Below are 15,054 nucleotides of genomic sequence, written 5' to 3' on the forward strand. Positions count from 1 at the left end.
ATGATCTATTAAAACTTATAATTAAAGGTTAGTCCGACATTTGGTTTAAATGTTACATCGTCGGGATAAATTTCTGGACGCATTGAAAGCCTTTCGTTTACGTTAAACTGTATCAACGCGGCATCAACATTGGCATCGATAATGTTTAAGACATAGAATCCGACAACAAACAATGCAGAGAGATCTCTGTTTCTTTGGTAGAATTTTTGTCCATCAACAAGACGGCTGTCATCCAAAAATTGATATTTATCATCGTTGTAGCCTTCTAATCTTCGTTTGTAGGCGTCACGATAATCGTGGTATTTTTTATTGTTGTCTATATAAAAATATAAACTAGTTCCGATTGCTCCGTAGACCAATGGAATTTTCCAATATTTTTTGTTGTATGCTTGGCCTAAACCTGGTAAAATAGCAGAATAAAAAGCTGCTTTTGCTGGTGTAAGCGGGTCTATTTCTTGTAATGCAGTAGTGTCTTTTACGACCAAAACCGTGTCTTTTTTTACCTGGGCAAAAAGAGAAACGGTTCCTGTTAGAAAGAACAATAGACCAATGGGGACAATTTTATTCACTATCCGTTTATTAATTTTATAATTCTGTTAAAGTCAGCTTCAGAATTAAATGGAATTGTAATTTTTCCTTTTCCGTTACCAGCGACTTTTATATCAACTTTTGAGCCAAAATAATCGTTGAAAGTGTTTTTTTGCGTTTCTCTAACTATAAAAGCGGCATCAGCTTTAGGCTTTCCATCAGCTTTAGGCTGTTGGCCTTCATGGTAATTTTTAACTAAAGCTTCTGTCTCACGAACAGATAAATTTTGACTAACGATTTTTTGATAAATATCAGTCTGAACGTCTAAATCTTCAATGTTGATAATTGCTCTACCATGCCCCATGCTGATAAAACCATCACGAATACCGGTTTGGATAATCGGATCTAATTTTAAAAGACGTAAATAGTTGGCAATTGTCGAACGTTTTTTACCCACTCTTTCACTCATTTGTTCTTGAGTTAATTGAATTTCGTCAATCAAACGCTGGTATGATAAAGCAATCTCGATTGGGTCTAAGTCATGTCGTTGGATATTTTCAACCAAAGCCATAACCAATGATTCGTTGTCATTTGCAATACGAATATAGGCAGGAACATGAGTAAGTCCTACTAATTTAGACGCACGAAGACGACGCTCTCCAGAGATTAACTGGTATTTATTAAAATCTAATTTACGAACAGTAATAGGTTGAATTACGCCAAGTTCTTTAATAGAAGTGGCTAATTCGCGTAACGATTCTTCATTAAAATTGCTTCTAGGCTGAAACGGATTTATTTCAATTGCACTTATTTCAAGTTCAATGATATTTCCAACAACTTTATCAGCATTTTTGTCTTCTACTGATTTAATGTCGTTTTCCGGATCTTTTAATAAGGCAGATAATCCTCTTCCTAAGGCTTGTTTTTTAATTACTTTTGTCATAAAAACTATTTACTGTTTTTCTTTATAATTTCTTGTGCTAAATGAATATAGTTTACGGCACCTTTGCTTGTAGCATCATAGTTGATGATGCTTTCTCCAAAGCTCGGAGCCTCACTTAATTTTACATTTCGCTGAATTACAGTATCAAAAACCATATCATTAAAGTGTTTTTGAACTTCTTCTACAACCTGATTAGATAAACGTAATCTTGAATCGTACATGGTTAGCAATAGACCTTCAATGTCCAAATCTGGGTTGTGTATTTTTTGAATACTCTTAATAGTGTTCAATAATTTTCCTAATCCTTCAAGTGCAAAATATTCACATTGAATAGGAATAACTACAGAATCTGCTGCTGTTAAAGCATTCAAGGTTAACAAGCCTAGAGAAGGCGCGCAGTCGATAATGATATAATCATATTCTTCTTTTGCTTCTTCCAATGCTTTTTTAAGCATATACTCTCGGTTTTCTTTGTCAACCAATTCAATTTCGATAGCAACAAGGTCAATGTGAGCAGGGATCACGTCAACGTTTGGAGCTGTACATTTTAAAACGGCTTCTTTTGGTGTTACAGTATGCTCAAGTATTTGGTAAGTTCCAGTTTCAACTGTTTCTACGTCAATTCCAAGACCAGATGTAGCATTAGCCTGTGGATCAGCGTCGATCAACAATACTTTTTTCTCTAAAACACCTAATGAGGCAGCAAGATTTACTGATGTAGTAGTCTTTCCAACGCCTCCTTTTTGATTAGCAATAGCAATGATTTTGCCCATTTATTTTCTGAATTTTGAACCGTAAAAATACAATTATTTATGGTTTCTGAAAATCTATTTTGTTAACATTTGCGAAAGTGTGATTAATCGGGGTTTTATGGGAGTTTGATAGAAAATAATTTTAGTTATGAATAAAATTATTAATAAGTTTTTTGAATAATTTAGGTGATATTCTTGCTGCAAAATGATGGGGACCTAAATTTTGATTAGGTTCAAGAAACTATTTTAAAATTTCGATAGTGACAAAAACCAAACCGCTTTTTTTGTTAGTAGCAATATCCATAAAAGCTCTTTTGCTAAGATCAATTTCTCGTCCTTTTACAAAAGGCCCGCGATCTGTAATTTCTACAATAACAAATTTATTGTTTACTTCATTCGTTACTTTTAACATGGTGCCAAAAGGAAATTTTTTGTGTGCGGCAGTAAAATCATTGTTGTTGAATCTTCTGCCACTTGCTGTTTTTCGTCCGTTAAATTTATCGTGATAATAAGAGGCGTGGGCATTCTGCTTGTATAAGACGCTTTCTCTAACTGAAGCGCATGAATCGATAGGAGTGGTGTTTTTTTGTTGTGCGATTGCAACGGCAGAAAAGAATAAGGTAATAAATAGTATAATCTCTCTCATATTATTTTCTCTTTCTATTTTATTGACAAAAAAAGACTATTAGAGAAAAACAGATATGTTCGATAAGCTTTATTTGTGTTAGAAAAAGACAAATTTTCAAGTTTTGTAGTGTTTTTGATAAGAAAATTGAGCTCAGAAACGGACGTAAAGGTTCGAGATTATTGCTATTTTGGGCTTTCTTAAAACTATAAGTATTACAATCTATCAAACCACAAAATGAATATTCTTATGAGTAAAAAAGTAATCTCATTATTGACAGTATTTACGTTTATGATGCTTTTATGCAGTTTCGTTTTGCCCAATTCGGCTAATGAAAAACTAGAAGGAAATAAAAATATAGAGCGTAAAATTGTTTACAACAAAAAGAAACATAGTATCACATTATCATGGTCGGCTTTTGGTTCTTCTGGAAATTATACCATTACAAGAGGAGGTAGTCGTTTGGCATCTGATTTTGTGTCGGTAGGATCAACTTCTAAATTGTCATTTATCGATAATAAGCCTAATACTAGCAAATATGAGAACTATTATAAAGTAAGCCGAAATGATATTACGATTATCATTTCGCTCGAAAATCAGATTTTTGGAGACAATATGTATTTCTACGACAGAAAACATGAAAAAGCTGAGACGGCGCGAAATGAAATTAATTCGCAATTTAGCAGTATCGGCGGTTTAGGCGGTGCAAATGGTGAATGGACAACAAAACGTCAAGCCTATTATTTTAAGCCAAATGTGAATGGGCAGACTTATGATGTTGGCGGATCAGGTTCTGCGTCATCTGCTGAGGCTAATTCTATAGAGTTAGGATTTTATTCTCATATTGGAGGTCTGGGTAAAGTGCCATCAGATGTAAAATTAGGTGCAATTTTTACAAGACCACATCTTTCGGGTGGAGCAAATGCGACTTGTACATTTTGGCGTTCTGTAGAAAATGTGGAAGTAATGCGTGATTTTTCGTGGACTGTTTCTCAGTCAACAAGCGCACGAAGATTATTAATTGAAAGCACTTCAAAATATATTTCAGATATTGGAAATACTAACTTTTGGGGCAGTGGCGGCTTCATTGCCGATGCACATTATACAACTTCGAGGCCAAATTGGGGCGGACAACAGCAATGGTATACTAGAAATACAGTTTTTCCATCGGGTTCTGGAGTTATGGGTGGTTCATACAATATGGTTTGGCAGGGTTGTGTAAATTCTCCGCAAGCAAATGAAGCTAATTCTCCAATTACGACAACTCCCATTATTCGCGAAAAACCTTTTCTTTTTATTGGAGATGATGGAGAATATAAAGTTTTTGTTCCTGCATGGCAAAAAGATCGAGTGGGAGTTTCTTGGTCGGCAACAGATATGGGAAAAGGCGAAATTCAAGATTTGATTGCGAGCTGGTACGTGGCGAAAGAAGGAGATACTGATGTAGAGATTAATGCAGCATTGAAAGCTGGCAAAAACATATTTTTTACTCCTGGACATTATGCTTTGAACGCTCCCATTCAGGTAAATAGAAAAGACGCTATACTTTTGGGGGCTGGTATTGCTTCTGTGACGCTAGAGCCAACAGAAAAAAATATTTGGGGATGTATTTATGCTGATGATAAAGACGGAATTATCATTGCTGGCCTTTTAATGGATTCATTTAATAGCACCACGTATCAAGTTAGAATTGGCAATGAAGGAGCGAATGCAGATCATAGCACGGATCCTATTTTGCTCAGCGATATTACGTGTCGAGTAGGTGGAGTTCAGTCAAAGAATATTCAGATTCAGGCTTCTATGCAGATAAATAGTAATAATGTCGTTGGAGACCATTTCTGGTTGTGGCGTGCCGATCATGGATCGCAGAAAGGTGGCGACGCGCGTTGGAAAAGAGACAGATGTAAAAACGGACTTATTGTGGCAGGAAATGATGTTACGCTTTATGCATTATTTGTTGAGCATTATCAGGAATATGAAGTGTTATGGCTGGGAGAACGTGGCAGAACATTTTTCTTTCAGAACGAACCTCCTTATGATACGCCAAATCAAGCGAGTTGGAGCAGTCAAGGAGGAAGGGTTGATGGTTATGCAGCTTTTAAAGTAGCAAATTCGGTAAAAGAACATCACACAATCGGGATGGGTTCGTATGCTGTTTTTACAGGAACGGATGGAAATGTAAATAAGAAAAATGGTTTTGAAATTCCGAATAGTCCAAATGTGAAATTGGAGAAAATGTGCATTACTCGTTTTGCAGGTTCGGGAAATATTCAAAACGTTATAAATGGTACAGGCGGAAGTACAGCAACTGGTGCAAAACGTGTAGCATCTTATAATAATGGCGAGGGCACACAGCCTTTTGATGAGGAATTTACGTTGCCTAATAAAGAATCTTATCCTTCTTATATAAGTATGGAGAAATAATAAGAACTATTTTTTTTGCCACGAATTCACGAATTATTTTTTTTCAAATCTTTGCGATTATTTATTCGAATTAATTCGAATAATGTTAGATAAAGTATTTAAAAAGAAAATTTGTGAATTCGTGGCTATTTATTTGGTTTCGGCTTTGTTTGAGGATATAGCCAATGGCTTCAACCATTGGAATACAATGTATGAAAAATAAAAAAGCCAAACATTTCTGTTCGACTCTTGTTGGGGTGGCAGTCCCGAAAGCTTTCGGGGGAAACTGTGGCTTTTCCGATCAGAATCGGACGCGATAGCCAAGCTACGCTACAATTGATATTCAAAATTAATATCTTGAAGATATCTTTTTGCACCACGCTTTTTTATTTTGTTTTCCAAAGCCATTGCTTCAGACCTTGAGTTTAATTGAATTGTGTAAATGATTTTCCAAGGAGCACCATTTTTTGTGGATAGTGATTGTCCACTATTGTGTCTTCTCAATCTATCGTCGATATCATTTGTTTGACCGATATAGAATTTTTCCTTTGTAGCGCTGTAAAGAATATAAACGAAAAACATAAGGTTGGAGTTAAAACAGAAAAGCCGAACATTTCTGTTCGGCTTGTCGGGGTGGCAGGACGACCTGCCTATTCCTTAATCCGTTGATTTTACTGGTATTTCCAAGTACTCCCCCAAAAAGGGTAGCCGAATAGGTCTCATTTAAAATGACTTACCTTACAGCCGTTTGTTTCCTTGATCAATTTAATTGCAGTCAGTCAATGTACTTTTATCTGTAAATGTATTAAAAAAGCTAATAGAATACAAAAAAAATTATATAGGAAGATCATTAAGTGTTTTTTTTCTTACCTGCCAGTTGGGTAAATATTTATTCATTAAAATTATAAAATTTTTGTTATGTCGCCTTTCTTTAAGGTGTACTAATTCATGTACTACTATATAATCAATACATTCTTTCGGCTTTTTTACAAGCTCTATGTTAAACCATATAGATTTTGCACTATCATTACAACTTCCCCATTTTGTCTTCACTTTTCTAATACCAAAACTTTTAGGAGAAACATCTATAATTTTTACGTATTTATCAATCATATCTGACAAATAATTACGTAGCTCTTTTCGATACCATTTATACAATTTATCTTTCTTATATTCAATTGAACATCCAAAAGGGACAATTAATTCTATATTGCTATGATGTAAAATAACCTGTGGTTTTTTGTCCGATTCCGTAATCTTTAATAAGTAGCGTTTGCCAAAAAAATAGTGACTTTCGTTAGTTATGTATAAATACTCAGGTTCTCTTTTTTGAGAAATTATTTTCTTTTTCTGACGACGAATCCAGCCTAATTTTGAACTAAGATATACTCTAAGATGTTCTTTATTCATGCTTTCAGGTGCAGATAAGGTAACCCTTCCTAAAGGGGGATGAACTCTTAGGTGTACGTTTTTAATCTCTTTTTGAGATAGTTCTACTTCAATATCGTTGAATTTTAGAATCTCCCGCATTAGTAATCTAATTTATTATTCTCAACAATTCTATAAATCTCTACAGTCTGTTCTTCATTTTTTAGTACTGAATAGATTGCCTCTTGAATTTCATTCTGTTTTTGTATATTCTCTCTAAAGCCGTCCTTTTTTGAATTTTGTATAGCTTTTTCACAAGCTATTGTTTGTTCTTCATTTTTGTTTAAATAATTATAAATGGCACGCATACCAATTGAACTAATTGAAAACGGAGTATCATCACTTTTGCTGGAATTTACCTTTTTTATTAATAGGGCTGCTTTTTTAAGATATTCACGATAAGCGATACTATTTTTCTTTCTTTGCTCAATTAATTCATAAAGAAGTTGCGACATCTTTTCAAAATATTTAGGATCTAAAAGATGTTTCTCGACAATTTTTGAACTAATACTATTTTCTATTACCTCTGCAACTGCTTCTGGATTACTTCTAATTCCTTCTGGTAAAGTTTCAATTGCACTGAAAATATCAGATTCCATTAAATCCAAAAGCGAAATATCTTCAAATGGAGTGATTACCTTTGAATCTTCGGCTTGAATATAGTTATCAATTAAATGTCTCATATCTGCTTCATAGGCTTTCAAATCTAACGTTTCGCCACTTGCTATTCGGATGGTTTCTCTTAGCTTCAAATAAAAGTCTAATCGCTCTTCAAAATGATTTATTTGATTTTCATTGTAGCCTGCCAAATCCAATTCAGCTTTAATGTTTGCATAAGCTCGTATGTATGCAACTATAGCTTTGTATAATGCTACACGCTTAAATTCATTTTCCTTTAAATCAGTTGGAATCTCTGTATTGCCACAAAAATAATGTATGAATTCTAAATCTGATCTTGGAGCTTCAACTGGCTCACAAAGAGCCTCTAATTCTTCAAGCGCATTTTCTATGCGCTCGCTTGCCATTTTTAAACGGTCTTTTAATTGAATTTCTACATCTTCAATGGTAAAAGTTTCCGTATCTAACTCGGTTGTATAAACATCAATAGCATCAGTTACTTTTCCGAATAATTCCATATAATCTACTATGTAACCAAAATCTTTATCATCTGTATCTAGTCTATTGGTTCTACAAATAGCTTGAAACAAGGTATGGTCTTGCATTTTCTTGTCTATGTAAATATAGGAGCAAGGCGGAGAATCAAATCCAGTTAATAGCTTTGAAACAACAATTAGCAATTTCATTCTGGCCGGTTGCTTTATAAAGAGGTCTTTACTGTTGTCTTCGTATGTTTCTGTTTTTGTTTTACCTGCTGTTGGAACAACATTTTCCAAAACAAATTCATAAGTCTTATAAATAAACTCTTTATCCGTTTCGCTATACTCTCCGCTATCTTCTGTAGTAATATCTTTGGTTTGCGGATTGTAAGAGGTTATAATAGCACATTTATTTTTGAAAGGTGTATTCATAAACAGCTCAAAGTATTTACACGCTTCATAAATACTCGATGCTACTAATATGGCATTTCCTTTTTCGGAGGCAAGACGAGGTTTTACGCTGAAATCAAATAAAATATCTGCTACAATTTTATCCATACGAGATCGAGAACTCAAAACATTCTGCATGGTTCCCCAACGTTTTTTTAGCTCTGATTTTTGAAAGTCATTCAATCCTTTTGTTTTTGCCTCAAACCAAGCATCTACTTTATCTTGTGAAGATAGATTTTGAACAATATCTCTGCCTTCATAAACCAAATCTTTTACAACACCATCAGTTACCGCTTCATTAAACTTGTAAGTATGAATATATCTACCAAAAATATCCATAGTGGTTTGCTTGTCTTTTTTCAATAATGGAGTACCTGTAAATCCAATGAAAATGGCGCCTTTCAAAACGGCTTTCATTGTTTCATTTAATTTTCCACTTTGAGTACGGTGGCACTCATCTATAAAAACAAATATATTGCCTTGTATTAGTACTGGATTGCTTTTTATTTCTTCAATGAATGATTTATAATCTGCTTCTCCTTTATTACCGAATTTATGAATTAAAGAGGCTATTAGTCTAGGTTTTGATTGTGTTAAAAAACGCATTAACTCATTACCAGAGCGAGCACGAGCAATATCTTTTTCTCCAATATCTTCAAAAGTATCTGCAATTTGCTTGTCTAACTCTGTACGGTCTGTAAGTATTACCACTCTCGAATTGGTAACGTTTTCAAGTATCCATTTAGCCAAAACAATCATTAATATACTTTTACCAGAACCTTGTGTGTGCCAAATAATACCACCTTCTTGAATCTGGATAAACTTTTGTGCTTCTTTAAGTGCAAAATACTGATGTGGTCTTGGTAATTTTTTTCTTCCCGCATCAAATACAACTCCGTTGTAAATTATATCTAGGAAACGCTCTTTGTCACAAAGTTTCTTTATGTATTTGTCAAGTTTGTAACCAACATTATCTTCTTCGTCTTCTTTCCATGCTAAGTAATATTTTTCAGAAGTTTCGATAGTTCCATATCGTAAACCTTGCGTGTTATTACCAGCTAAAATGAACTGTATTGTAGTAAAAAAGTTTTCGTTGAACTTCTCCTTTTGATTAGAAATATTCTGTCGAATACTTTCAGATATATCAACTGTTCCTCTTTTCAATTCTAAAACACCAAGAGCAATACCATTTACATATAACACTATATCCGGACGACGAGTTTTGTTGCCTCTTAATGTGACTTCTTCTGCAATACCAAAATCGTTATTGTTCCAATTTTTCCAATCTATTAAATGTATAGTTTCATTTTGTTCTCCAACATTTTCTTTTGCTTTTACCCCATAACGAAGCAAAGAATAAAAATTCTTATTTCGTTCGTAAATATTACTAGCATTGGTGCTGGCAAGTTGAGTAGTTTCTGAAATAGCTTTTTCAATTAGAGCAGTTGAATAGTTTTGATTTTGCAAATAAGCACGTAAATAACTAGGCTCTACATTGCTATTCTTTTCTCGCTCTTCCCAATTGCCATAATAGATATATCCCAAACTTTTATAAAGTTGGATAATTCTATTTTGAGTAATACGCTCTATTGGATTTATGCTCATAGTTTCAATATTTATGAGGTTTGTAGTGTGTTTACTAATCTTATTTTGCCAGTAAGCAACTGTTGCATCATACCTTGTTTTAATTGCTTAGCTTTTTGTAGTTTCTTTTCTAAATTTTGAATTTCGTCTTCCAAGTCTGTTAGAATTGTTGCGATTTGTGTTTGCTCTTCTAAAGTAGGAAATAGGACTTCAATATCTTTTAAATCATTGCCATAAAGGTGATGTATAGTAATTCCTCTTGTTTTTTGAGCTATTTCATACTTTTTAATTACATTTAGAAAATAAGTTAAAAAGATAGAATTATATTCGTAGTTCTTTTTCCTAACAACAATAATATCTCCTCCCAACAATACATCATTTTTTAATATTGTTGACGCTTTTGCTAAATCAATTCCCTTTGTGGTTGTAGAACCAGGAAACAATATATCACCTTTAACAGACTTTATACTGTCCGCATAATTAGTTCTACACATAACATTATTTATTACTTCTTTATAGGTTGTAAAGAGTTCACCATAAAGAATACAATTGAATTTACCATTACAGTTAAGCAAATTTTTAGATAAATTTTTCCCTTTACTAATTTCTGTAATTTCTCCTAATTTTTTTACTTCCCAATTTTCTTTTGGAGTTAGAAGTGTTTGTAAAATTCCTTGCTTAATAAATTGTTTTTTTGAAATGAATTTTTCTAAACTTTCTGTCAAAGTATTAGTGTCGCTTAATACTTCTATTATGATTTGCTGTTCAGGAAGAGAAGGAAGTGGAATTTTAAATTTTTTAAAAGTAGTTGTTGCCTGAGCAATTGCTGGTACCCCAGTATGCCCTTTACTTTCTAAAATAATATTTTGCCCCTTATCTGAATGAAAAAACAAGACAATATATTGATATAATGCTGATACTTTATTAACAGAAAATCTAAACTGACTTTGAGAAATGACATATTTTTCAAAAGTTGAATCTTCAGATATATAAGCTATTTGCCCAATAGTTCCACGATGAGTAACAACAATATCTCCTTTTTTTGCTACAGCCTTCTTTAAACTTTTAGCTTTTTCTGGTGTAACAAAATTTGAATATCTTTCTTTTAATTTTATTCCGCTTACATTATATCCATTTAACACAGGAACTCCTTTGTTGACGAAATTTGAAACTTTAATATCTGAACCAAATGGTCCCATTGAAATTTCAGAAATAATTTCTAACATTTCTTTAATCTCCCAATCTTCTGGAAACATTCCTATATCTGTAACTTTATATTTTGATTTTACCATTCCCAGCCCATTTTTTGTAAATGTTGTTTTACTTTGGTTTCGTAATCATTTAAAGTAATTTCCATTTCTGGTAAGGTTATTTCATAGCGGTCTGATAATTCCGTTATGCGGTTTGCTAAAGTTTGACTTAAACGTTCCTGTTCACTATGCAAAGCATCAGCAAGGAATTGCATCCATTTTTTGTTTATTACCAAATTTTTTATTTCTGTTTCGGTCAGTTTTGGGTACTTCTCTAACACCGCTTTCTCGATTGTAGCTTTCTCGATTTTGATTAATTTACTTATACTTGCTAATGCTTCGTTAAGGTCAATATAGCTTTCAATGACTGCTATTTCTTCTTTAGGAGCTTTTTCGCTTTTTCTTTTTTTCAATAAGGATTTAACCGAAGTAAGATTGACTTTATCTAAATCTGCAAAAATTCCATCTTCAACTTCATTCTCTTGTTGCATCTCTTCAATTTCTGCTTTGATGCTTTCTACTTTTTCCTCAAAACTTGTTACTGCTTCCCATTGAGTTGCAAAGAAGTTTTGAATAAGTAAACTTGGTGGTATCAATTTTCCAACGATTCCGTCTAATCCTTCTACTGGCTTCTCTTTAGTAACCTTTCCGTCTTTGTTCTTTTTTCCTTTTATAATTAATCTTTCCCAATCATTTCCAGCTTTCCATCCCTCTAATGCAATCGCATAAAAATCATCTTGCAAAGTTTCTTCCCAATATTGCATAAGGTGTTGGTACATATCATAACCCTCTAATAAAGGGTCTTCTGAAAAAGTAGTCAAAATAGATTCTCCTATTTTTGCAATTTCTTGCTTTGGCTGGATACCTTTTTTAAATTCTTCTAATTGTTTTTGTGTGGTGGTTTTCCAACTGTCAAAAGTAAATTGAAGCTTTTGCTTGTAGCTTACAAATTCTCCAAAATTGAAAATAGTGTTTTTGACTTCATTGCGTTCTATTTTCAAATCATAGTAACCAGCTCTTTGCGGTTCAAATAAATCTTTTTTTAGGTTTGGAAAAATTTTCCAGTATTTGTCTAAGGCTTCAATATCTCTTTGAGGAATACCTCCAAAAATGTGAGCATCTATATCTTGTAGATCCTCCGCTTCCTGTGAATCGATATATCTTGGTATGTTTAAGTTATAATCGTTTTTTTCGTTGGCTAATTCATCGATACGAACTTTACGACTATATTTTGGAAGTTCTAATTCAGCAGTAAATACATCAACAATTTTATGAATGTCTTTTTCTTGTAATCTGTTTTTATTACCGTCCTTAACAAATCCTTTACTGGCATCGACCATAAAAACGTGAGTTCTTTCGTGCGCATTTTCTTTGTCTAAAACCAAAATGCAAGCAGGAATTCCTGTACCATAGAACAAGTTCGCAGGTAGCCCAATAATTCCTTTTATATACCCTTTTTTTAGAATGTTTTTACGAATTTCTGCCTCAGCATTTCCTCTAAATAAAACCCCATGAGGTAGAACAACAGCTGCCTTACCATTTGACTTCAAAGATTTTAAAATGTGAAGTAAAAAAGCATAATCTCCATTTTTATCAGGAGGGACTCCTAATTCAAATCGATTGTAAGGGTCATTTTTTATAGATACACCATTACTCCAGCTTTTTAGTGAAAATGGCGGATTTGATACGATATAGTCAAAGGTCTTCAATGCTTCATCATCATTTTCACTTTTAAAAAATGGATGTGAAAGAGTATTGTCTGCTATTATTTCTGCCGATGGATTGCCGTGTAGAATCATATTCATTTTGGCTAAATTGGCAGTTGCAAATTCTTTTTCTTGACCGTATAAATCTATTTTCTTTTCGGCTGCCTCTGCAACTTTTAAAAGTAGGGAACCAGATCCGCATGTTGGGTCATATGCTGTAGTTTGTGCATTTGAATTATTGGCATTAATGCCAATAACTTTAGCTAAAACCCTGCTTACTTCGGACGGAGTATAAAATTGCCCTTTGGATTTTCCAGATTCTGTTGCAAAATGGCGCATTAAAAATTCATAAGCATCACCAAGTAAATCATCATCATTTGCATTGTTCCCAGAAAAATCTAAATCTGGGGAATTGAAAATTAAAATTAAGTTACTTACAGTTTTGATTAAAGCATCTCCTTTACCTAATTTTGTTTCATCACAAAAATCTGGAAAATCATTTAATTTATTGGCTTCCTTAATTTTGTTTAAAATCTTTTTATTGATATCGTCTCCAATGTTCGGAGTTCCTACCAATGCTACCATATCATCAAACGAAGCTCCTTCCGGAACTTTAATAGCTGAAAACTTCTTTCCTTTATACTTATCTGAAATGTATTTTACAAAGAGTAGTGTTAAAACATAATCTTTGTACTGCGAGGCATCCATTCCACCTCTTAACTCGTCACAACTTTTCCAAAGAGAGCTGTATAATTCTGATTTTTTAATTGCCATAAGGTCTTAAAACTCTATATTTATTGAACCACCTAAACCTTTTTCTATTATTTCGATAAAGGTGTGTATTTTGATATTATTACCACCCTCGCTTTCAATACGAGAAATGTAACTTCTCTTTTTTCCAACTTTTGCAGCTAGCTGTTCTTGAGTAAGATTTTTTTGTTCCCGAGCATCCTTTAAAAGCTTACCTATTTCTGTTCCTAATAATCTCATAAAAATTATATTACTTTAGCATCATAGTACTGCAAATGTAACTTAAATGTTGCATTTTGTAAAGAATTCTTAAATAAAAGAATGTGTTGCATAATGGGATAACTATGGTAAGAATATTTAGTCATCTATATCCTTTTTAATGCTCAATGATGCTAAGCTGTCGAGAATATTTTCACCTCCATCATATTTTGTGCCTAGCTCTTCAGGCGTAAATGCCATATGAGGCCAGACAGGACTATAAATCAGTTCTACAAGTTTCGTTTGTCCTAGCATTTCAGAAAATTCGTCGGCATATTGCGGATCAGCTATGGCTTTGTAATAATGGTTCGCTGCTCCGGCAATTACATCAGCTATCTGCACTGCATGAACATCTTTAGAGTCGGCAAATTTAATATCGATCAGTTTTAGGGGAAATTTTAACTTCCTCCTTTCGGTCCCTATTTCGCCTTCTTTATTTATATCCCTGACAAGATCAATCAGTTCCTTGTGATGAACGAGAGGCTTAGAATTATCCACAAAAGCATAGAAACCTTTATCTGTTTTTCTTCCCCAATAATCTATCAGGTTGATGAATCCGGCTAATGTCGAATCAAAATTATATTTATCCCAGCGGTCTAAAATATCATCGATATAGCGGTAGCTCCCTAAAATGGGTAAAAGGGCGTCTACAAATTTTTCATCCTTGCTTGAAGCAATTAGGTTTTCAACTGCCGTATAAAACCTATCGATATGAACTTCATCCCTAAACTGGAATAAATTAATGAAAGCATGTTTATATTCTTCCACTGCATCTACATCGCAGAATGCCGGGACGCAGAAAAAAAACATATTGGTTATGGCGATATTTTGACCATCCTCGTAAACATCACAATCTATATCCTCCTTGAGTACAGGCTCTATCAATCTGTCAACGGTATGCAACCATAAACAGTATTGTTTATGGAATAGAGCGATTTGAACCGTTTCATCCGATATAATGCTGTGGTTTAGCAATGATATGATTTCCTTCTGGTATTTTTTACTTTTCTTAAGCCTGGCGAATTTTAATTCATCTGCTTTGGCTGTCAGCAGACTGCGAAGCTCCTGTGACTGGTTTTCAGTTAATCGTACTGAAGACAATATAAAAACCGGCTGCTCACGATTTAGGAGATCGCCGCCTGTATTGCCTGATTCATCGAATGCATAGTATTGTTCCTCCATCGCTCTCGGGTTTAAGTAATTAATAACTATATGACATAGTTTCAAAAAGAGCAGGTATATTATTTAATACCTGCTCGGATTTATATAACCGTAAGATG

At 33.6% G+C, this 15,054-nt stretch carries 12 protein-coding genes; 1 reads left to right on the forward strand and 11 read right to left on the reverse strand.

Annotation, left to right across the window (positions count from 1 at the left end):
• Positions 1–8 precede the first annotated feature (8 nt).
• The 4 genes from FF52_RS08335 to FF52_RS08350 form a co-directional block, all read right to left on the reverse strand.
• Positions 9–569, reverse strand: coding sequence for a DUF5683 domain-containing protein (locus FF52_RS08335; RefSeq protein WP_052017591.1), 561 nt, complete (start codon positions 567–569; stop codon positions 9–11).
• Complete coding sequence (locus tag FF52_RS08340; RefSeq protein ID WP_008464568.1) at positions 569–1,471, reverse strand: ParB/RepB/Spo0J family partition protein; 903 nt, start codon at positions 1,469–1,471, stop codon at positions 569–571. The genes FF52_RS08335 and FF52_RS08340 overlap by 1 nt, the downstream gene beginning before the upstream one ends.
• Before the next feature lie 5 nt (positions 1,472–1,476).
• Positions 1,477–2,244 (reverse strand): ParA family protein, encoded by a 768-nt coding sequence (locus tag FF52_RS08345; protein WP_008464569.1) that lies wholly within the window; start codon positions 2,242–2,244, stop codon positions 1,477–1,479.
• A gap of 220 nt (positions 2,245–2,464) precedes the next feature.
• Positions 2,465–2,869, reverse strand: coding sequence for a septal ring lytic transglycosylase RlpA family protein (locus FF52_RS08350; protein WP_008464572.1), 405 nt, complete (start codon positions 2,867–2,869; stop codon positions 2,465–2,467).
• A 228-nt stretch (positions 2,870–3,097) separates the two neighbouring features.
• Here FF52_RS08350 and FF52_RS08355 point away from each other — a divergent pair, with 228 nt between their 5' ends.
• Positions 3,098–5,272 carry a hypothetical protein gene (locus FF52_RS08355; protein ID WP_008464574.1) on the forward strand — a complete coding sequence of 725 codons (2,175 nt, stop codon included), beginning with the start codon at positions 3,098–3,100 and terminating at the stop codon, positions 5,270–5,272.
• 309 nt (positions 5,273–5,581) lie between these two features.
• Here the strand turns inward: FF52_RS08355 and FF52_RS08360 are convergent, their stop codons facing one another.
• The 7 genes from FF52_RS08360 to FF52_RS08395 form a co-directional block, all read right to left on the reverse strand.
• The gene (locus FF52_RS08360; protein ID WP_008464576.1) at positions 5,582–5,833 is read right to left on the reverse strand and encodes a GIY-YIG nuclease family protein; all 252 of its coding nucleotides are present in this window, start codon (positions 5,831–5,833) and stop codon (positions 5,582–5,584) included.
• A 252-nt stretch (positions 5,834–6,085) separates the two neighbouring features.
• Positions 6,086–6,781 (reverse strand): M48 family metallopeptidase, encoded by a 696-nt coding sequence (locus tag FF52_RS08365; protein WP_008464578.1) that lies wholly within the window; start codon positions 6,779–6,781, stop codon positions 6,086–6,088.
• The gene (locus tag FF52_RS08370) at positions 6,781–9,831 is read right to left on the reverse strand and encodes a type I restriction endonuclease subunit R (RefSeq protein WP_008464580.1); all 3,051 of its coding nucleotides are present in this window, start codon (positions 9,829–9,831) and stop codon (positions 6,781–6,783) included. The genes FF52_RS08365 and FF52_RS08370 overlap by 1 nt, the downstream gene beginning before the upstream one ends.
• Before the next feature lie 11 nt (positions 9,832–9,842).
• Positions 9,843–11,102, reverse strand: a complete 1,260-nt coding sequence (locus tag FF52_RS23140; RefSeq protein WP_008464582.1) for a restriction endonuclease subunit S — start codon at positions 11,100–11,102, stop codon at positions 9,843–9,845.
• Positions 11,096–13,540 (reverse strand): type I restriction-modification system subunit M, encoded by a 2,445-nt coding sequence (locus tag FF52_RS08385; protein ID WP_008464584.1) that lies wholly within the window; start codon positions 13,538–13,540, stop codon positions 11,096–11,098. Before FF52_RS08385 ends, FF52_RS23140 begins: the two co-directional genes overlap by 7 nt.
• Before the next feature lie 6 nt (positions 13,541–13,546).
• Complete coding sequence (locus FF52_RS08390) at positions 13,547–13,756, reverse strand: helix-turn-helix domain-containing protein (RefSeq protein WP_008464586.1); 210 nt, start codon at positions 13,754–13,756, stop codon at positions 13,547–13,549.
• A gap of 117 nt (positions 13,757–13,873) precedes the next feature.
• Complete coding sequence (locus FF52_RS08395) at positions 13,874–14,956, reverse strand: DUF3800 domain-containing protein (protein WP_008464587.1); 1,083 nt, start codon at positions 14,954–14,956, stop codon at positions 13,874–13,876.
• Positions 14,957–15,054 lie beyond the last annotated feature (98 nt).

The organism is Flavobacterium sp. F52, from assembly GCF_000278705.1.
Taxonomy (GTDB): domain Bacteria; phylum Bacteroidota; class Bacteroidia; order Flavobacteriales; family Flavobacteriaceae; genus Flavobacterium; species Flavobacterium anhuiense.

Excerpts from the sequence above, each read along its gene's own strand:
- FF52_RS08340 (WP_008464568.1), bottom strand. The coding sequence starts at position 1,471 with ATGACAAAAGTAATTAAAAAACAAGCCTTAGGAAGAGGATTATCTGCC.
- FF52_RS08355 (WP_008464574.1), top strand. The coding sequence starts at position 3,098 with ATGAGTAAAAAAGTAATCTCATTATTGACAGTATTTACGTTTATGATG.
- FF52_RS08370 (WP_008464580.1), bottom strand. The coding sequence starts at position 9,831 with ATGAGCATAAATCCAATAGAGCGTATTACTCAAAATAGAATTATCCAA.
- FF52_RS08360 (WP_008464576.1), bottom strand. The coding sequence starts at position 5,833 with ATGTTTTTCGTTTATATTCTTTACAGCGCTACAAAGGAAAAATTCTAT.
- FF52_RS08390 (WP_008464586.1), bottom strand. The coding sequence starts at position 13,756 with ATGAGATTATTAGGAACAGAAATAGGTAAGCTTTTAAAGGATGCTCGG.
- FF52_RS08345 (WP_008464569.1), bottom strand. The coding sequence starts at position 2,244 with ATGGGCAAAATCATTGCTATTGCTAATCAAAAAGGAGGCGTTGGAAAG.
- FF52_RS23140 (WP_008464582.1), bottom strand. The coding sequence starts at position 11,102 with ATGGTAAAATCAAAATATAAAGTTACAGATATAGGAATGTTTCCAGAA.
- FF52_RS08385 (WP_008464584.1), bottom strand. The coding sequence starts at position 13,540 with ATGGCAATTAAAAAATCAGAATTATACAGCTCTCTTTGGAAAAGTTGT.
- FF52_RS08350 (WP_008464572.1), bottom strand. The coding sequence starts at position 2,869 with ATGAGAGAGATTATACTATTTATTACCTTATTCTTTTCTGCCGTTGCA.
- FF52_RS08365 (WP_008464578.1), bottom strand. The coding sequence starts at position 6,781 with ATGCGGGAGATTCTAAAATTCAACGATATTGAAGTAGAACTATCTCAA.
- FF52_RS08395 (WP_008464587.1), bottom strand. The coding sequence starts at position 14,956 with ATGGAGGAACAATACTATGCATTCGATGAATCAGGCAATACAGGCGGC.